The organism is uncultured Gemella sp., assembly GCF_963515875.1.
In the GTDB taxonomy this organism is placed as follows: domain Bacteria; phylum Bacillota; class Bacilli; order Staphylococcales; family Gemellaceae; genus Gemella.
The window spans coordinates 1-17865 of the sequence record NZ_CAUPZX010000009.1 but is presented as its reverse complement, the minus strand read 5'-3'; the positions used below and the strand labels follow the sequence as shown (position 1 = coordinate 17865).

The window sequence follows — 17865 nt, the reverse complement described above, 5'->3', positions numbered from 1 at the left end:
TTTCTTGACATTCTATTTTTATAGGAGTATTCTGAGGGTAGGAGGGGATAATAATGAAAAAATTTTTAAAAATAATAATTATTGGAATATTCACTGTGTCTATTGCTACAGGTTGTGTAAGGTTCAGTAAAGAGGATAAAGAAACTAATACTCCAAAAGAATCTTCTAATAAAGTATTTAGAGAATGGATTGGAGAAAAAGGGATAGACAGTGTTAAAATTAACACAATGAAAAATAATGTTAAAATTTATTATCACGATAATGAGACGATTTTAATACAAGGAAATTTTAAGGGGGATTACAAATATTCTACAGAGAAAAATTTACTTGATATTAATTCTACTGCAGAACAGTCAGGCAACAATAGTCTAATAATATATCTACCTAAAAAAGTGTATAAAAGTATTAGTATTGAAAATAAAGATGCGACTTCGAAAATATTTGATGTGAATGTTAAGAATTTAGTTGTTAATAGTAATGATGAGATAGTTGTTGATGGTGCTGAAGTAGAAAATCTTAAATTATCTACTGATAATAAAAAGATACAAATTACTAAGGATACTATAAAAAATGGAGTAATTGAAACTAAAAATAATACAAAAATTATAGTAGACCAAACAAAGGTAAATTCTATGAATATGCTAACAGAATCTGGAGATATTTTCGCAAAAATCAAAGGAAATAAACAAGATTATCAAATTAATTATAGTAAAAATACAGCTGACTCTAAAGATAAACAAATAACAGCAATCTCAAACAAAGGAAAAATTGAAATTAGCTTTATTTAAATTAGAGCCTGAATTTTTCGAAATATTAAAAAAAGAGATGGATTTTATAGGTCCGTCTCTTTAGTTTTAAAATTTTCCATTTTTTATGAAATTTTCTAGTTTTCTTCTATCACTTTCACTCATTCGAATGTGCCTATTTTTTAATTCCCTAGAATTATGTTTTTTTGTTATTTTAGAAACATTTTGTTTTCTATCCTTCAACTCTTTTATAAACATATGGCAGTCACGTAAGATAGCTCCATATCCTAGTGTAGTATCACGTTCGTCATGATCATCACTTACAACTATAATATCCACAAAGTGATCTATTCTTAATTCTCGAGTTTTTCTTTCAATCCATTGATCTGCACGCTCTCCAGTTTTTGTATAAACAATGCTGATAGGTGGTTCTTCTTTAATATATTCTTTTGAACGAGTTAAATAGGCGTCGAATACGCAGTAGACAATATAATTGTTTCCACCTGCATATTCACGTAACATATCGATTAGAATATCACGTTCAGTAGGGAAGGTGGAGCTTTTTATTAAGTCATATTCTTTCATGCGAAAAAGTAAATTATAACCATCAATAAATAAATATTGTTTTTTCATAAAAAGTCCTCCTTTAATAATTTAATTAATTACTTTCCTCATATCAACATGTTCAATTCCAGCATCTAAATATATTTTATTATTAACTCGGTTGTAACCTAATGATTCGTAGAATTTTTCAGCTTGAATTTGAGCACTAAGTTCAATAATTATTTTTCTTTTTAAAATTTGTTGTGCGATATTTTCGCATCCAATAATAAGTTTACGTCCAATTCCTTGACCGCGGTATTCTTTATCAATAACAACGCGTCCAATGTGAATAACGTCTTTATCAAGATCTATAAGTCGTGCAACTCCGATAAGTTTATTATCATTAAAATATCCAATATGAATCGTATTTTTACTATGATCTTTTTCATCAAGTTCAAGTTCGATTGGAACTTTTTGTTCTTTAACGAATACTTCAATACGAAGAGCAAAACCAAGGTTAAGCTCTTCTTTAGTTTCTAATATTTTAATCATTAGATTTAATTCTTTCGTACATTATTATACCAGCTGCAACAGAAGCATTTAAGCTTTGGATTTTCCCTAACATAGGTAGGTGATATAAGAAATCGCATTCGTTAGTAACAACTTTACTCATTCCTTCACCTTCGTTACCGATTACGATAGCTAAAGGTACATCTTTTGCGATTTTTGTATAATCTTCAGAGCGTTCTGCTAGTGTAGTTCCAGCAATCCAGAACCCTTTTTCTTTTAATTTTTTAATGGCATCAGTTAGGTTTGATACACGGATAACAGGCATGTGTTCAATTGCTCCTGCAGATGCTTTAACTGCAGTTTGGCTAACTACAGCGGCACGTCGTTTAGGAATTATTATTGCTTTAACACCACTTGCTTCAGCAGTTCTAATTATTGCTCCAAGATTGTGTGGATCTTCAATGTGATCTAAAATTAGTAGGGTAGTATCCTTATTAATTTCTAGGTTATTTACTACTTCATCAAGTTCAAAGTATGAGTAAGGTGCAACATATGCGATTACTCCTTGGTGTCGTTCAGTAGTTGAATTATCTAATTTACGCTTTGGAACTTCTTGGCAAATGATTTTTTTCTCATTTGCTATAGTAAAAATAGATTTTAACCTTCCTTTTTCAATACCTTCTTGGAATAAAATCTTATTAATTTCACGTCCTGATTTAATTGCTTCAAGTATAGCGTTACGACCAGCAATTACTTCTTTATCCAAATCAATTTCAGCAGTTTGAACTTGAGGTTTTTGTTCTTTATTTTTTAATCTTAATTCTTTATAATGTTTATTGTTTTTCTTCATATAATTTAATTATGTAGTTAAACATTTCCTCCAATCTTTCAAAGTTTTTTTCTAAATATAAATAGCCGAATACAGCCTCTAGACCTGTAGCAAGTTTATACTCCATAATGCTTGCGTTCTTTGCTTTAGAGTTGTTTTTTTGATTTTTCGCACGGTTATAAATTTTTTCTTCTTGCTCTGTTAATATATTATTATTTAATATTTCTTCCATAAAACTCGCTTGGGCTCTAGCAGATACAATTGTAGAGACTGTTTTATGAAGATCATTTATTTTTCCTAAGTGATTTTTCATAACGTATTCTCTACTCATAATATCATAGATACTATCACCAATGTAAGCAAGAGTAAGTGCCTGCATTTGATTCGGGTTTGTGAAGTTTTTTTCAGTGAATTTAAAAGTTACATTTTTTTCCATCGTACACCTTGTTTTGTATCCTCTAGGATAATTCCTTGTTCTTTTAAGTCATCTCTAATTTTATCAGCTAAAGCGAAATCGCGATTTTTACGAGCTTCTTCACGTTCGGCTATTAAACTTTCGATGTATTCACTATCAAGTGTATTATCTTCTTTTACGTTTATTCCAAGAATAGAACTATAAGTTTCAAATGCAGCGTTAATTAGCTCTAGAGTTTCTTTGTTGACAGCTTCTTTTGCTGTGTATGAATTAGATATTCTTACGATTTCATACCAAGAAGATAGTGCATTTGCTGTATTGAAATCATCTTGCATATATTCTTCAAATTTGTTTAACTCTTCTGTAACTAATGCTACAACATCTGTATCTAGTTTTTCATCAGTCATATCATTATTTAATCTGAATTGTAAGTTTTGATAAGAAGTTTTAATTTTTTCAAAGTTTGTTTTTGCAAGTTCAATATTTTCTAATGTATAGTTAATTGGAGTTCTGTAGTGAACTGTTAACATGAATAAACGAAGTACCATAGGGTCTATTTCGGCGATAATATCTTTTACAAGGCGGAAGTTACCTAAACTTTTACTCATTTTAACATTATCAATATTAATAAAGGCATTATGCATCCAATAATTACTAAATGGTGCATGGTTATGACACTCAGATTGTGCAATCTCATTTTCATGGTGAGGGAATGTTAAGTCTTGTCCACCAGCATGGATGTCGATTGTATCACCTAGAGTTTCTTTTGCCATTACAGAACATTCAATATGCCAACCAGGACGACCTTCTCCAAATGGACTATCCCATTTAACTTCACCAGGTTTAGCTTTTTTCCATAATGCGAAATCTAGAGGATCTTCTTTATGTTCACCAACTTCAATACGAGCACCGCTTATTAAGTCATCGATAGATTGCTTACTTAATTTTCCGTAGTCTTCTTTTTTACGTGTTCTGAAATAAACATCACCATTAGCTTCGTATGCAAATCCTTCTTCAACAAGTTTTGAAATGAAGTTAATTATTTCTTGCATATATTCAGTAACTCTAGGGTTTTTTGTTGCCCTTTTACATCCTAGGGCATCATAATCTTTAAAAAAGGCAGAAATATACTTGTCAGTAAGTTCACTTGTTGAAATACCTTCTTCATTACTAGCTTTAATAATCTTATCATCTACATCGGTAAAGTTAGAGATGAAATCAACTTCATAACCACTGTGTTCTAAATATTTGCGAACTACGTCAAAAACTATTATCGGACGTGCATTTCCAATATGTATATAGTTATAAACAGTAGGTCCACAAACATACATTCTTACTTTATTTTCTTCAATTGTTTTTAAAATTTCTTTTTGTTTTGTTAAAGTATTATAGAGTTTAATCATAAATAGCTCCTTTTATATGGGAGAATAAATTAAGAAACTAAAGTGCTTTGTTTCTTAGGTTAATAGCTCCCAAAATTGTTCAATATCATAATAACTAAAAAGTCTATTATTTAAATTTTAACACAAAACGCTAATAAAATGAATTGTTTATTAAACTTTTATAAAAGTTAGTTAACTTTTAATTGTTTTAAATATTGATTTGTATTAAAATATATAGAGAAAAATAAATAAAGGATAAAATTATAATGAAATTATCAGATACAATTTATGCTACTGAAAAACATAAACAAACTAAAGATGTTGTTCTTATTATAATAGGAACGATATTATTCTCTATTTATGCTGGTTTATTAATCCCTGTAAATAATATTGGTGCAGGTGGTGCATTAGGGTTAAGTTTAGTTGCAAATAAATTAACAGGAATAAAAATAGGAACAGTACAATTCTTATTAAACGTTCCACTATTTTATATAGGTTATAGATATATTGGTAGAAAGTTTGTAATTCTTACAGGAGTTGTAATAAGTATATCGTCATTTTTAATTAATAATTTACCTAGGATAATAACTCCTGTTCATTTAGGGGATTCACTTGTTGCAGCAATTTTTTGTGGAATTATATCTGGACTTGCGATGTGCTGTTTATTAGTTGCAGGAGCTTCAACTGGAGGAACCGATATTACGGGTAAATTTATCTCAAAAAAAATGGATCTTAATTTACCTACAGTATTCCTTGTGCAAGATATTACTATCTATACAATAGTCTGGATATTTTTTGATATAAAGTATGTAATGTATGCATTGGTTATGAGCTTTGTACGTAATCAGACGATGAGAGGTGTTCAAAAATTCTTCTCTGCTTATATTCAATGTACAATTATTTGTAGGAATCCCGAGGTTATGGTAGAGCTTATAAATAACACATTACATAGAGGATCAACTATAATGGATGTAGAGGGCGGATATTCTCATGAAAAAAAACGTATGATTATAGTAGTAATTCAACAAAACGAGATGTATCAATTGCGTAAATTAGTAGCTAAAAATTGTCCCGACGCATTTATAACAGTAAGCGCAGTAAATACAATAGTAGGTAACTTTAAAGAACATTCATATAGATTATAGAATTTAAAAAGATTTAGCTTAGAAATGATTTTAAGTTGAATCTTTTTGTTTAATTAGAGCATATAACTATTGAAAATGCAGAAGAGTTAGAAAGGAAAAAAAGTTGCTAATTGACCATTTTTGATATATAATATCTAGTGAAAAGAAAATTAGGAGGTAAGAAAATGAATTTAATTCCTACAGTAATTGAGCAAACTTCTCAAGGAGAAAGAGCTTACGATATTTATTCAAGATTATTAAAAGATAGAATCATTATTTTAGGTTCAGATGTAAACGATCAAGTAGCAAATTCTATAACAAGTCAGCTATTATTTTTAGAAGCACAAGATAGTGAAAAAGATATCTATTTCTATATTAACTCACCAGGTGGTAGTGTGACTGCTGGATTTGCTATTTATGATACTATGCAACACATTAAATGTGATGTTGTAACTATTTGTATGGGTATGGCAGCTAGTATGGGAGCATTTTTACTTGCGGCTGGAACTATTGGTAAACGTTATGCACTTCCAAATGCTGAAGTAATGATTCACCAACCACTAGGTGGAGCGCAAGGTCAAGCAACAGAAATTGAAATTGCTGCAAAACATATACTAAGAACACGTGAAAAATTAAACAGAATTTTAGCTGATAGAACTGGACAAACTATTAAAGCTATTGAACGTGATACAGAGCGTGATAACTATCTAACAGCAGAAGAGGCTTGTGAATATGGATTAGTAGATAAAGTTATGTATCCAGAAAATAATAAACCTCAAAAAAAAGAAAAAACAAAAAAAGCTACGAAAAAAGTTGCTAAAAAAGAAGATTAAATGAGAAAAAAGGGACTGACTCGATAAAATCGATTTCTATGAAATCGAGATTTTGAGTCACTCCCTTTTATATTTTCCAAATTTTTCCGATAGCATTTCTGATTTCATAGTTATCCATAAAATACTCTATATTTCCGTTGAAATTACGTTTGAATTGAAGAACTCCGTAATCAGTAGCCTCTTCAGACTCAAAATCTTTAGATGTACCGAAGAAATTGAAATATTTAAAGTTATTATTGATTGCGTATTTCATCATATGGAACAAGATTGCATATGGTCCCTCATAACGATGGAATTTTCTCATCGCTCCACTAGTAAAGTAAATTAAATCTTGACCTGATTCGATAAAACTTGCACAAGATAAATTGATAATATTACCATTTTCAGATTTTAATTCTTTTACCTTATCAATTTTTTTATACCAAATTGCAATATTTTCATCAAATTCTTTAAGACGATTTGTCGCTTTTTTAGCGTTGACTTTTCCTTGTTCTAATTTTTCTTTTAAGTCATCGCGTTCTTTTTCAAGATTTGTGATTGTGTTAGTTGTAGTTTCTACGAACTGATCACAATCAATATATGAAACAAGGTAATGTGCTTTACTACCGATATTATTTTTTAATGATTTAAAATAAGTATTATCACGAATTTCAAAATCAATTCTGTTTTCTGTATCTCGGTTTATTTCATCAAAGATCTTAGCATCTTCTTCATTAAAGATATCTATCTCTCGAACTTGAACACCTTCTTTAATAGTTCGATTAATAGTATAGCGAGCTATTTGAGATACGTTTTTTAATAAGTTTGCTTCTGTGACATCTTCATCTAATGTTTTAGAGAAAATGCAACGTGGAGAAAGAGTTGGATTTGTGAATAAATCCTCATTCATAGCATAAAAATTTAAATCGTTTAAAATTCTATTAGTCTTTATAGCTTCTTCGTTATCTGATATAAATTCAATATCATTATAATATTTCTCATTTATAAATGGATTTACTCTTACACAAAGAACTCTAAGATTTTTTGAATAGTAGTTTTTTAATTGTTCAAAGTAGAACGAAACTAATTCAGTATTAGAATAGTCCATTATTGGCCCATGTTGGGCGGTTACTTTGTAAAAGTATTTTTTATACTGAAAATATATAAATATTCCGTAAGCTAAGATCTCATTATTTTCTTTAACAGCTAAAATTTTAGTTTTCAAGTTATTATTATGTGCCATGACATTATATTCAGCAGTTTGAGAAAAGTAATAACGATGATTATTTTCTTTTTGAAACTTTAGTAGTTCTTTACTACTAATTTCAGTAAATATCATTTCGAAATCTCCTTTTTTTATTTATTTTCAAAATCACTTATAAATTATATAACAAATTTTAGAAAAAAAAAAGTAATATACTAGGAGTTAATGATATAATTAAGTAAAGAAACTATTTTTAGGGGGAATAATTGTGCAAGAGTATACAATAAGAAATACTAACTATAAAATAAGGTATAATGATTTCTGTGGTGAAGGATTACCAATAATATTTATTCATGGCTTGGGGTGCGCTAGTTCATTTGATTATGTAGAAATAGCTAGTAAGAAAGAATTTTTAGGACATAGAAGAATTTTAGTGGATTTACTAGGTGCAGGATATAGTGATAAACCACTTGATTTTATTTATGAAGTGAAAAATCACGCTAAATATTTATCGGAATTTTTAGAAGATTTAGGGCTTGAACAAGTTATAGTTTTCGGACATAGTTTAGGAGGTGCGATAGCTATAGAATTGTGTTCGTTATGTGAGGAAAAAATTGAAAGATTGATATTAACTGAACCTAACCTTGATCCTGCGACAAAAGGGCGTACTAGTTGGGCTGTAGCTCAATACACTGAAGAAAACTATAAAAAAAGTATAACAAGATTAATACAATACTGCGAAAGTGGGAAAAATACTATGTGGGCAGCAACATTGAAAAATTGGTTACCAGAGGCAGCTTATCAGATTTCTCGCGATGCGGTAGTAGTAAGAGAAAATTCTTGGCGTAGTTTATTGTATAGTTATAATGTACCTAGATACTTTATTTTCGGAGAAAAGACACTACCTAGCATGGATTTTGAAGAATTACCAAAACATAACATAACTGTAAAAGTAGTAAAAAATGCTGGACACTCGATGGCTTGGGAGAATCCAGAGGAACTAGTAGAGGTAATTAGTAGTTGTTTATAATAGTTTTAACTAGTAGTGGATTGAAGTAAGAGTAGTATAAATAAGATAAAAAGGCTGTATATTAGTAAATATATATCGGATTTCTGATATATATTACAATATACAACCTTTTTTTTATATTTTTTTGATTTTTAAGTTGCTTACCATTAAATAAGAACTCAGTACTAATAAAATTAGCATTGCGATACTTGGTAGTTTAAATAGAGATAAAAAAGCAAGAACTGTTCCACAAGTAGTTATTGGAACACCTTGATAGTATCCATTTTTCATTTTTGTAACGTTAAATCTTGCTAAACGATAAGCTCCACAACATACATAGACTCCGCAAAGTATGGCTACTACTATCATTAAGAAAGTAGAAGGTTTATCATTAGTAATAAATATTTCAAAAATAAGTGTCGCTGGTGCAACTCCGAAACTAACTACGTCACATAATGAGTCTAAATCATGACCAATTTCAGAAACTACACCAAGTTTTCTTGCTACGATACCATCGTATCTGTCTGCAAGCATAGCTAATATAATAAAGACAGTACCCCAAACGAAATATCCGTGAGCTGTAGTTAGAATCGACATAAACCCACAAAAAATATTACAAAGGGTAAGATAATTTGGTATGAAGTTTTTATTCATTTTAAATTAACCTCCAATAGTGATATTATAATTATAGTACAAATTTCAAATAAAGTCTAAGAAAATATAAAATTTCTAGTAATTTAGGGTAAAAAATTATGAATTATTGGTGTTGTTAATCATGATATAAACTGTTATAATTAGGATACGATTATTTTTAGGAGATGTATTATGGAAAATAATATTAAAAATTTAAATTTTAGAAAAATACTAAAAGAATTGTTAATTATTTCATTAGGTTGTGCTATTTATTCATTTTCTATTATGCATTTTAACGTACCTAATAAACTTGCAGAAGGTGGAGGAACTGGTATAGCATTGTTACTTTTATATGCTGTTGGATTACCTGTTTCTATTGGAACAATATTAGTTAATATTCCTCTTTTAATAATTGGGTATAAAATGTTAGATAAGAAAACTATGATGTATACGATATATGGTATTTTTATGCTGACATTTTGGATTGGAATATTCGAGAAGTATAATATATCTATAGACCTAGGCGGAGATAGATTATTAGCCGCTGTCTTTGGCGGAATAATAGCTGGAATAGGTCTAGGGATAGTATTTCTTGCAGGAGGAACTACTGGTGGTGTAGATATTGTTGCTAAAATTGTACAATTATATACTGGAAGTTCTATTGGTAGAATTATCCAAATTCTAGATGGGGTAATCATTGCCTTAACATTTGTAGTAGTAAAAAGTTATCCTGCGATATTATATACTTTAATTTATATATTTATTTGTACAAAAATGATAGATTATGTTGTTGAAGGTGGAGTACCAGGTAAAGGAGTAATGATTGTTTCATCAGAAATCGAGACTATTACTAAGAGAATTCAAGAAGATATGAATCGTGGTCTTACTTATATTAAAGGACAGGGTAGTTATTCAAAAAAAGATCTGAATATAGGGTATTGTGTTGTATCAAGAAATGAGATTGGTAAAGTGAAATCACTAGTTTATAAAATTGATCCACGTGCTTTTGTGACAATTACTGAAGTTCATGATATTATTGGTGAAGGATTTAGTTTTGATCAGCCCAAAAAAACGAGATTATCGTTTAAAAATAAATTATAAATAAGTTTGTATCGGAGCGATTTTATAAAATTGATTTTTGTGAATCATAAAACTAAGTCGATCCGCCGTTATTTAATATAAGGAGAAAGAATCAAAAATAATATGTTGAAAAATTATTATATAAGACTTATAAGTTTAATTTTATTAATAGCAATTTGTTGTTCGGTATTTGGACAAGTATTATTAAAACTTATAGAGCTAACTAGTGATTATTATAAATTCTTGATAATATTAACACCATTCATATTAGTTTTTACAAGATATAGTAATAGCTATTTAAAAACAAATAATATTGGAATGAAATATTTTATAGAAGCGGCAATTACTAAGAAAGAAAAAGTAACATGGACTTTTCCGTTCATATTAACGTTGAATACTTTGTTGGCACATGGGTTTGGAGTAAGTGTTGGTCGCGAAGGTGTCGCTGTTCAATTAGGTGGAGCTATTGGTGGAAACTTGGCAGCAGATGAATTTAGCAAAGAAAGGAAACAGTTTTTTGTTAAATTAGGAATGATCTGTGGCTTTGCCGGTTTGTTTCAAACACCTTTGGCAGCAGTAGTATTTATTTTAGAAGTTGTTAGTGAAAAATTTAGATTTTCTCTTAGGAAATTTTCTGAATATGTAACGTATGTAGTTGGAGCTTATACTAGTGCATTAGTTTCTCATAAATTGGGATTAGAGAAGTTTTTTGTTGATATAGATATAAGCAAAGTGAATATAGATGTAGTGTTCATATTAAAGTTGATTTTAATAGGTGTTATTTTTGTATTTGTAGGAATTCTATTTGTGATGCTTCAAAGAAAAATTAAAGAACTAGTTGGTTTTAATAGTAAAATTAGTTGGCTTCTTTTAGGTATTTTTATTATTGTTAGTATTGTTTTTGAGTATAGATATGCTTCATTAGGAACGAATTTAATTGGTCTTTCTTTTACGAACGTTGAACAGATTAAAATTTATGATTTTATATTGAAAATAATCTTAACAGCACTTTGTACAGGAATTGGTTTTAGTGGAGGAGAGGTTACTCCATTGTTTGCGATTGGAGCGACTTGTGGAGTAATATTAGGTACTTGGCTAGGACTGCCTATATTAGTAACTGCAGCTCTAGGATATTGTTTAGTATTCTCTGCAGCAACTAAGACGTATATTGCACCGATATTTTTAGCTTTAGAAGTATTTGGCTATAAGTTGATGTTTTTTGCAGTTATCCCTGCAATATTAATCTACTTGATTAATAAAAGATATAGTATTTATAAATAAACAAGAGAATACACCCTGGTGTGATTGAATCACACTAGGGTGTATTATTATAAACCAAGTATTTTTAATATCTCTTTTTTATATTTTAATTTTTGTTCGTCTTGATCTTGTTCGTCAAAATTAATTTTTATTTCAGATACTATTTCACCAGGCTTATTTTTTATGATATAAATTCTGTCGCTTAGATCGATAGCTTCATCGATATCATGTGTAATAAGTAAGGTTGTCAAATCTAGCTTATTCTTAATTTCTAGATACCATGAATGTAGTGAAATTTTCGTAATAGCATCAAGTGCACTAAATGGTTCGTCTAGTAAGAATAGTTCTTCTTTGAACATGTATGTTCGAAGAAGTGCGACTCTTTGACGCATACCTCCGCTTAATTCACTTGGATATTTATCTTTATAGTCATAAAGATTAAATAGCTTTAGGCTTTTTATCGCTTCTTCTTCAGCTTCTTTTTTGTTAACTTTTCTTATTAGAAGAGGGAGTATAATATTTTGAATAATAGTTTTATGTTCTAATAATAAATCTTTTTGAAGCATATAGCTTACGCGACCTTTATAGTCAGTATTTCCTTTTATAGATATTTCACCAGTTTGCAGTGGATTTATACCTGCAATAATATTGAAAAGTGTAGTTTTACCGACACCACTACCCCCAAGTATAGAAACTACTTCACCTTTGTCGACATGAATGTTTATATCATGTAGTATTTTATTGTTTGGATAATTGAAAGATAAGTTTTTTATTGATAATATGTTCATTATTTTATAAAGTCATTGCTAAATCCTGTGTTTTCTGCAAGAGGTTTTTCAGTGATTTTGTTTTCGTTAACCCAACGGTAGAATGCGTTCCATCTGTTAGCGTCAAATTCACCCCAGTGATCTTTGTTTGTTGCGTATTGTTTAGATAGATATTTTTGAGATTCAACGATGAAATCTTTTTTATCTTTTAATTCTGGAGCATTTTTAATTAAAATCTCTGCAGCTTCTTCAGGATGTTCCATAGCATAGACATATCCTTTCTTAATAGCTTTAAGAACTTTTTTAGCTTCTTCTTTATTTTGTTTTAAGTAATCATTATTAGCAATAATTACTGGAGAGTAGTAGTCTAAGTCTTTATTGAAGTCTTTTAAATAGAAGTAGTTAATATCTAATTTCATGTGTTCAGCTAATTTACCATCCCATGCATAGTAAATCCAAGCTGCATCAAAAAGTCCGTTTTCTAATGGTGTTACAGAGTTAGTATCTGTGTTTGGGGCTAAGTTTAATTTATTAGCATCTCCACCTTGTTTTTGAATTAGTGATTTAACCATTGCTAATTCTACTGGATCATTCCAAGTTCCGTATTTTTTACCTTCTAAATCTTTAGGTTCTTTAATGTTGTTTTTCTTAAGTGAGATGATACCAGATGTGTTGTGTTCAATAATCGCTGCAACAGCAGTGATTCCTGCTCCTTTAGAAAGTTTGTTAGCCATAGTATCTTGATAGTAGATACCAAAAGGTGCTTTATTATTAATAATTAAGTCAGAAGTACTATCTTCAGGTGCTGGTTTAATATCAAGGTCAATACCTTCTTCAGCAAAGTAACCTTTTTCTTTTGCTACATATAGACCAGTGTGGTTTGTATTTATCGCCCAGTCAAGAACGAAATCTACTTTTTTAAGTTCTTTTTTCTCTGCATTTTTATTTACAGTTCCACATGCAGTTAGTGAAATAGCTAAAATAAAAGCAAAAATGCTAGTTAATATCTTTTTCATGATTTTCTCCTATGTATTTCCATTTAATAAATTTTTTCTCACTTAGTTTAACGAGTTCTATACTTAATAAACTAATAACTGATACTAGTATTATGATTGCAAACATAGTATCGTATTCAAATAATTTTTTTGCTTTAATCATATAAACTCCTAATCCTTCAAAACCTCCAAGCCATTCAGCTACTACAGCGGCGATAAAGGCATAAGAAACACTAACTCTAAGCCCAGCATAGAAATAGCTTAAACTCGTAGGGATTTTAACATGCCAAAGTATTTGTAATTTACTGGCATTCATTAGCTGCAATAATGTAATCATATCTTTATCGCAGTTTCTAAATCCATCGAGAATACTCACTACTATTGGGAAAGTTGTCGTTAAGACGATTAGTACAATCTTTGGAGTAAGCCCATATCCCAACCATAGTACAAGTATAGGTGCTATTGCAATTGTTGGAATAGTTTGAGTTAGGACAAGAAGTGGATAGATAGACTTGTTAAATATAGGTATACTATCCATAATTAAAGCTAGAAGCCAAGCTATTACAATTCCTAAAAATAGACCGATAATAGCTTCAAGTAGGGTGATTTTGCTGTGAAAAATTAATAGATCGTAGTTTTTTATAAATGCTCTCATTATTTCAATAGGTGTAGGAATAATGTATTTAGGTAATAAAGCTAAAAATCCAGCTCCTTGCCAAATAACAACTAAGCACAACATAGAAATAAGAGCAGCATATTTATTAATTAAATTTTTTAATCTTCTCATCTGTTGTTAAAATATCTCCGTAGTTAATTTTCACATTAGCAAATATATTATTACTGTCCTCACCCGCTAGGACAAAACATTCTTTTAGACTATCCATTAAGTCGTTAAATTCACCTTCAATGACTGTTTCAAATGGAGTAACCTTTACATTAGAATGTTTACTTTGTAGAAAATAGATAACTTTATCTATAATTTCTAATCTCCCGTCATGATTATCAAGTGGAAGAATTTGTAATGCAATACTGCAATTTATCAAAATAAAAAACCTCCTTACAACTTTAAGGGGTCTAGGTTTTGTCTTTAAGTTAAGTGTACCTACGCTGGCATTATCCAGATCAGGTTCGGTCGAAATTTTATTATTTCCTCTCAGACTGTTCACAGACTCCCGTATAAATAATTATAGCATATCGAGAAAAAAATACAATATAAGTGCTTACAAGTTGTATAGGTATGCAAATATATTGAATTATACTTGTTTGTGTAATGTATTAAATAAAAAAAACTAAGCTTATATTGTTAATACTTAATTTATCAAAGAAAGAATATTTTTGATTTTTCTATTAATATATGATAGAATTATTAATCATAAATAAAATAAAAGAGGGATTTACCAGTGAAAATTTTTAGAGAAATAATGGAGTGGGTAGTAGTAGTTGTTGTATCTATAGCTATCTATCTACTTATAAGCACATATGTTATTGCACCTTTCACAGTAAAAGGTCATTCAATGGATTATACATTTGCTGATAACGATAAAGTATTTGTTAATAAGTTTAATAAAAATTATGAACGTGGAGATGAGGTAGTTTTCCATGCGAATGAGACTGATGATTATATTAAACGTATAATCGGGATTCCTGGAGATACAATAGAATACAGAAATGATGTATTATATGTTAACGGTGAAAAAGTAGAAGAACCTTATTTAGCTCAAAAAATAAAAGAAGCTAAAGCTTCTGGGACTGCACCATTTACTCCAGACTTTAATATTGAATATTTAAGTAGTACAAAATCTAAAACTGTACCAGAAGGTACATACTTTGTATTAGGAGATAACAGACAGCACAGTACTGATAGTCGTGTGTTCGGATTTGTTAAGAAAGAAGCAATGATTGGGAAAGTAAGCTTAAGATACTATCCATTTAGTTCATTCAAATTCTTTTAATAAATACTAAAAGAAAAATTTAATATATCGAATTATTTTAGTTGCTAAAAATTTAGCGTTATGCTAGAATAATATACGGGCACTCTTAAAGAGTGATTTAAGAAACCACCCCCTGCGATATTTTCGTAGGGGGTTTATTATTTTTAATAGAAGGAGAACACAATGACAAAGTATATTTTTGTAACAGGTGGAGTAGTATCATCATTAGGAAAAGGTATTGTAGCGGCATCAGTAGGTCGTGTATTAAAAAATAGAGGATTAAAAGTAACATTACAAAAATTTGATCCATATTTAAACGTTGACCCAGGTACAATGAGTCCATATCAACACGGAGAGGTTTTCGTTACAGAAGATGGAGCTGAGACTGACTTAGACTTAGGTCATTATGAAAGATTTATCGATGTTAACTTAGGACAATATTCTAACGTAACTGCAGGACGTGTTTATTCTTCAATTATTGAAAAAGAACGTCGTGGAGATTATTTAGGGGGTACTGTTCAAGTTATTCCTCACGTAACAAACGAAATTAAGTCACGCGTATTATTAGCGGGTGAATCTAGTGATGCCGATGTAGTTATTACAGAAATTGGTGGAACAACAGGAGATATCGAATCATTACCATTTTTAGAAGCAATTCGTCAAATCCGTAGTGATTTAGGTCGTGAAAATGTATGCTTTATTCATTGTACGTTATTACCATATATCAAAGCTGCTGGAGAAATGAAAACTAAACCTACACAACAATCCGTTAAAGAATTACGTGGTTTAGGTATTCAACCAGACATTATCGTGGTTAGAAACGAGCTTGCTCTAAATGATGAATTACGAGCTAAAATTTCATTATTCTGTGATATTCCGAAACAAAATGTTATTGAAAGTCGTGATGTAAGTAATTTATACCAATTGCCAGTAAATCTTAAAGCTCAAAAAATTGACGATATCGTTTTAAAACACTTTGGTTTAACTGCGCCTGAAGCTGATATGACTGAATGGTTAGCGTTAGTTGATAGAGTAGATAACTTAAAAGAAGATGTAAGAATCGCATTAGTAGGTAAATATGTAGAACTTCACGATGCTTACATTTCAGTTGTAGAATCTCTAAAACATGCAGGATATAAACATAATGCTAAAGTGAAAATTGATTGGATTCAATCTGAAGATATTACAGAAGAAAATGTTCACGAGTATCTTAAAGACGCAGACGGAATCCTTGTACCAGGCGGATTTGGTGATCGTGGAGTTGAAGGTAAAATTACTACTATTAAATACGCACGTGAAAACAAAGTTCCGTTCTTCGGTATTTGTTTAGGTATGCAACTTGCTGCTGTTGAGTTTGCACGTAATGTGTGTGGTTTAACTGGAGCACATTCTTCAGAATTAGATCCAAACACACCGTACCCAATTATTAACTTACTACCTGACCAAGAAAATGTTGTAGAAATGGGAGGAACTTTACGTTTAGGAAGCTACCCATGTACATTAACAGAAGGATCTGTAGCTCATAAAGAATATGGAGAAATCAATATTACTGAGCGTCATCGTCACAGATATGAATTTAATAACTTCTATCGTGATCGTATAACTAACAAAGGAATGGTATTATCAGGTGTTAGTCCAGATGGTAAGTTAGTTGAAATCGTAGAAATTCCTGAACACCCATGGTTTGTAGCTGGTCAATTCCACCCAGAATTTAAATCTCGTCCAGAAAAAGCACATCCATTATTCGCAGGATTTATTAAAGCAAGTTTAGAAAATAAGAGATAGAAACTAAAAAAAATATGAATCTAATGTGTTTAATTTCAGATCTTGAAGAAAATCGTAATGAACTTTTAGCAGTATCAATGGAGAGATATATGCAGGATAAGTTTAGATTTTTAGGTGTGCGTGGTGCAACTAGAACAGAAATCTATAAAAAATATTTTCCTGAGGCTAGAAAATCTAAAGTAATAGACTGGAACTTTATTGAAACTTGTTGGAATAAAGAAGAAAGAGAATTTCAATATGTAGTTGTTTATTATTTAAAGGCAATGCAGAAATTCTTAAAAAGAGAGGATATTTCAAGGTTAAAATATCTAATCGTGACAAAATCTTGGTGGGATACTGTTGATTTACTTGCTAAGGTTGTAGGTAGTTTGGTTATTCGTATAGAAGGTTATGATCAAATAATGCTAGAGTGGAGTAAGGATAGTAATATTTGGTTAAGAAGAGTTGCTATTTTACACCAACTTTCATTTAAAGAAAAAGTAGATGAAATAATTCTAGATAAAATTTTAGTAAACAACCTAGGTGATAGTGAATTTTTCATTAATAAAGCCATAGGATGGGCACTTCGAGATTATTCGAAATCTAATCCAGAGTGGGTAACAAAATTCATAGAAAAGAATAGAGAGAATATGGCTAATCTTAGCTTAAGAGAGGCTAGTAAGTATTTAGATAAGTAAGAGAAAGGAGTGGTTTTTAATCGCTCTTTTTTCTTTGTTCATAGGACGAATACTAAAAAAATAATTATGATTTAGTCGGATTAATGTTAGATTATTTAGGAGTAACTCGAAAATGTAAATGTCAATATAAAAATGTACAAAAGTGACAAAATAAAAATGTACA

20 protein-coding genes and 1 riboswitch are annotated in these 17865 nt (G+C 30.0%); of the genes, 9 read left to right on the top strand and 11 right to left on the bottom strand.

From position 1 onward, the window contains the following. Positions 1-53: 53 nt before the first annotated feature. A complete protein-coding gene (locus tag RWL85_RS02875) occupies positions 54-788 on the top strand; it encodes a DUF4097 family beta strand repeat-containing protein (RefSeq protein ID WP_314084755.1) in 735 nt (244 codons plus the stop codon). 66 nt (positions 789-854) lie between these two features. Here RWL85_RS02875 and RWL85_RS02870 read toward each other — a convergent pair whose 3' ends face one another. The 5 genes from RWL85_RS02870 to cysS are packed head-to-tail and all read right to left on the bottom strand — an operon-like array spanning position 855 to position 4446. Continuing rightward, on the bottom strand, positions 855-1379 hold the full coding sequence (locus tag RWL85_RS02870) for an NYN domain-containing protein (RefSeq protein WP_314084753.1): 525 nt from the start codon (positions 1377-1379) through the stop codon (positions 855-857). Positions 1380-1400: 21 nt separating this feature from the next. Continuing rightward, positions 1401-1841, bottom strand: a complete 441-nt coding sequence (locus tag RWL85_RS02865) for a GNAT family N-acetyltransferase (RefSeq protein WP_314084751.1) — start codon at positions 1839-1841, stop codon at positions 1401-1403. After that, on the bottom strand, positions 1834-2649 hold the full coding sequence (gene rlmB / locus RWL85_RS02860; RefSeq protein WP_314084748.1) for a 23S rRNA (guanosine(2251)-2'-O)-methyltransferase RlmB: 816 nt from the start codon (positions 2647-2649) through the stop codon (positions 1834-1836). Before rlmB ends, RWL85_RS02865 begins: the two co-directional genes overlap by 8 nt. Continuing rightward, positions 2633-3064 (bottom strand): ribonuclease III domain-containing protein, encoded by a 432-nt coding sequence (locus tag RWL85_RS02855; RefSeq protein ID WP_314084746.1) that lies wholly within the window; start codon positions 3062-3064, stop codon positions 2633-2635. The genes rlmB and RWL85_RS02855 overlap by 17 nt, the downstream gene beginning before the upstream one ends. Next, a complete protein-coding gene (cysS, locus tag RWL85_RS02850; protein WP_314084743.1) occupies positions 3049-4446 on the bottom strand; it encodes a cysteine--tRNA ligase in 1398 nt (465 codons plus the stop codon). Before cysS ends, RWL85_RS02855 begins: the two co-directional genes overlap by 16 nt. Before the next feature lie 245 nt (positions 4447-4691). Between cysS and RWL85_RS02845 the strand changes: the two genes are divergently transcribed. Both RWL85_RS02845 and clpP read left to right on the top strand, forming a co-directional pair. Continuing rightward, positions 4692-5570 (top strand): YitT family protein, encoded by an 879-nt coding sequence (locus RWL85_RS02845; RefSeq protein ID WP_314084741.1) that lies wholly within the window; start codon positions 4692-4694, stop codon positions 5568-5570. A 164-nt stretch (positions 5571-5734) separates the two neighbouring features. Further along, positions 5735-6382 carry an ATP-dependent Clp endopeptidase proteolytic subunit ClpP gene (clpP, locus tag RWL85_RS02840; protein ID WP_314084739.1) on the top strand — a complete coding sequence of 216 codons (648 nt, stop codon included), beginning with the start codon at positions 5735-5737 and terminating at the stop codon, positions 6380-6382. A 67-nt stretch (positions 6383-6449) separates the two neighbouring features. Here the strand turns inward: clpP and RWL85_RS02835 are convergent, their stop codons facing one another. Further along, positions 6450-7700: a peptidoglycan bridge formation glycyltransferase FemA/FemB family protein gene (locus RWL85_RS02835; RefSeq protein ID WP_314084736.1), complete on the bottom strand. Its 1251-nt coding sequence runs from the start codon at positions 7698-7700 to the stop codon at positions 6450-6452. Positions 7701-7833: 133 nt separating this feature from the next. Between RWL85_RS02835 and RWL85_RS02830 the strand changes: the two genes are divergently transcribed. Next, positions 7834-8595 (top strand): alpha/beta hydrolase, encoded by a 762-nt coding sequence (locus RWL85_RS02830; RefSeq protein ID WP_314084733.1) that lies wholly within the window; start codon positions 7834-7836, stop codon positions 8593-8595. 114 nt (positions 8596-8709) lie between these two features. Here RWL85_RS02830 and pssA read toward each other — a convergent pair whose 3' ends face one another. Next, positions 8710-9228 (bottom strand): CDP-diacylglycerol--serine O-phosphatidyltransferase, encoded by a 519-nt coding sequence (gene pssA, locus RWL85_RS02825; protein ID WP_314084730.1) that lies wholly within the window; start codon positions 9226-9228, stop codon positions 8710-8712. 171 nt (positions 9229-9399) lie between these two features. Between pssA and RWL85_RS02820 the strand changes: the two genes are divergently transcribed. After that, entirely contained in the window at positions 9400-10308 is a 909-nt protein-coding gene (locus RWL85_RS02820; RefSeq protein WP_314084726.1) for a YitT family protein, read from the top strand. A gap of 102 nt (positions 10309-10410) precedes the next feature. Beyond that, the gene (locus RWL85_RS02815) at positions 10411-11568 is read left to right on the top strand and encodes a chloride channel protein (protein WP_314084723.1); all 1158 of its coding nucleotides are present in this window, start codon (positions 10411-10413) and stop codon (positions 11566-11568) included. A 47-nt stretch (positions 11569-11615) separates the two neighbouring features. On the opposite strand, the gene RWL85_RS02810 is transcribed toward RWL85_RS02815, so the two are convergent. Genes RWL85_RS02810 through RWL85_RS02795 form a run of 4 tightly spaced genes read right to left on the bottom strand, consistent with a single transcriptional unit; the run spans position 11616 to position 14352 of the window. After that, positions 11616-12335 (bottom strand): ABC transporter ATP-binding protein, encoded by a 720-nt coding sequence (locus RWL85_RS02810; protein WP_314084721.1) that lies wholly within the window; start codon positions 12333-12335, stop codon positions 11616-11618. Continuing rightward, a complete protein-coding gene (locus RWL85_RS02805; RefSeq protein ID WP_314084718.1) occupies positions 12335-13330 on the bottom strand; it encodes an ABC transporter substrate-binding protein in 996 nt (331 codons plus the stop codon). Before RWL85_RS02805 ends, RWL85_RS02810 begins: the two co-directional genes overlap by 1 nt. Then, positions 13311-14096, bottom strand: coding sequence for an ABC transporter permease (locus tag RWL85_RS02800; RefSeq protein ID WP_314084715.1), 786 nt, complete (start codon positions 14094-14096; stop codon positions 13311-13313). The genes RWL85_RS02805 and RWL85_RS02800 overlap by 20 nt, the downstream gene beginning before the upstream one ends. Next, positions 14071-14352 carry a thiamine-binding protein gene (locus RWL85_RS02795; RefSeq protein WP_314084712.1) on the bottom strand — a complete coding sequence of 94 codons (282 nt, stop codon included), beginning with the start codon at positions 14350-14352 and terminating at the stop codon, positions 14071-14073. The genes RWL85_RS02800 and RWL85_RS02795 overlap by 26 nt, the downstream gene beginning before the upstream one ends. 38 nt (positions 14353-14390) lie before the next feature. Then, positions 14391-14495: riboswitch (TPP riboswitch) on the bottom strand. A 214-nt stretch (positions 14496-14709) separates the two neighbouring features. Between RWL85_RS02795 and lepB the strand changes: the two genes are divergently transcribed. The 3 genes from lepB to RWL85_RS02780 all read left to right on the top strand — a co-directional run bounded on the left by lepB (position 14710) and on the right by RWL85_RS02780 (position 17702). Then, positions 14710-15261: a signal peptidase I gene (gene lepB / locus RWL85_RS02790; protein WP_314084709.1), complete on the top strand. Its 552-nt coding sequence runs from the start codon at positions 14710-14712 to the stop codon at positions 15259-15261. A 162-nt stretch (positions 15262-15423) separates the two neighbouring features. Further along, positions 15424-17025 (top strand): CTP synthase, encoded by a 1602-nt coding sequence (locus RWL85_RS02785; RefSeq protein ID WP_314084706.1) that lies wholly within the window; start codon positions 15424-15426, stop codon positions 17023-17025. A 23-nt stretch (positions 17026-17048) separates the two neighbouring features. Beyond that, positions 17049-17702 carry a DNA alkylation repair protein gene (locus RWL85_RS02780; RefSeq protein ID WP_314084704.1) on the top strand — a complete coding sequence of 218 codons (654 nt, stop codon included), beginning with the start codon at positions 17049-17051 and terminating at the stop codon, positions 17700-17702. Positions 17703-17865: the final 163 nt, after the last annotated feature.

What these genes read in the sequence shown, in the direction of transcription:
- RWL85_RS02845 (WP_314084741.1), top strand. Translation starts at nt 4,692, where the DNA reads ATGAAATTATCAGATACAATTTATGCTACTGAAAAACATAAACAAACT.
- cysS (WP_314084743.1), bottom strand. Translation starts at nt 4,446, where the DNA reads ATGATTAAACTCTATAATACTTTAACAAAACAAAAAGAAATTTTAAAA.
- RWL85_RS02815 (WP_314084723.1), top strand. Translation starts at nt 10,411, where the DNA reads ATGTTGAAAAATTATTATATAAGACTTATAAGTTTAATTTTATTAATA.
- pssA (WP_314084730.1), bottom strand. Translation starts at nt 9,228, where the DNA reads ATGAATAAAAACTTCATACCAAATTATCTTACCCTTTGTAATATTTTT.
- RWL85_RS02870 (WP_314084753.1), bottom strand. Translation starts at nt 1,379, where the DNA reads ATGAAAAAACAATATTTATTTATTGATGGTTATAATTTACTTTTTCGC.
- clpP (WP_314084739.1), top strand. Translation starts at nt 5,735, where the DNA reads ATGAATTTAATTCCTACAGTAATTGAGCAAACTTCTCAAGGAGAAAGA.
- RWL85_RS02820 (WP_314084726.1), top strand. Translation starts at nt 9,400, where the DNA reads ATGGAAAATAATATTAAAAATTTAAATTTTAGAAAAATACTAAAAGAA.
- RWL85_RS02810 (WP_314084721.1), bottom strand. Translation starts at nt 12,335, where the DNA reads ATGAACATATTATCAATAAAAAACTTATCTTTCAATTATCCAAACAAT.
- RWL85_RS02835 (WP_314084736.1), bottom strand. Translation starts at nt 7,700, where the DNA reads ATGATATTTACTGAAATTAGTAGTAAAGAACTACTAAAGTTTCAAAAA.
- rlmB (WP_314084748.1), bottom strand. Translation starts at nt 2,649, where the DNA reads ATGAAGAAAAACAATAAACATTATAAAGAATTAAGATTAAAAAATAAA.
- RWL85_RS02865 (WP_314084751.1), bottom strand. Translation starts at nt 1,841, where the DNA reads ATGATTAAAATATTAGAAACTAAAGAAGAGCTTAACCTTGGTTTTGCT.
- RWL85_RS02800 (WP_314084715.1), bottom strand. Translation starts at nt 14,096, where the DNA reads ATGAGAAGATTAAAAAATTTAATTAATAAATATGCTGCTCTTATTTCT.
- RWL85_RS02805 (WP_314084718.1), bottom strand. Translation starts at nt 13,330, where the DNA reads ATGAAAAAGATATTAACTAGCATTTTTGCTTTTATTTTAGCTATTTCA.
- RWL85_RS02875 (WP_314084755.1), top strand. Translation starts at nt 54, where the DNA reads ATGAAAAAATTTTTAAAAATAATAATTATTGGAATATTCACTGTGTCT.
- RWL85_RS02780 (WP_314084704.1), top strand. Translation starts at nt 17,049, where the DNA reads ATGTGTTTAATTTCAGATCTTGAAGAAAATCGTAATGAACTTTTAGCA.
- RWL85_RS02785 (WP_314084706.1), top strand. Translation starts at nt 15,424, where the DNA reads ATGACAAAGTATATTTTTGTAACAGGTGGAGTAGTATCATCATTAGGA.
- RWL85_RS02855 (WP_314084746.1), bottom strand. Translation starts at nt 3,064, where the DNA reads ATGGAAAAAAATGTAACTTTTAAATTCACTGAAAAAAACTTCACAAAC.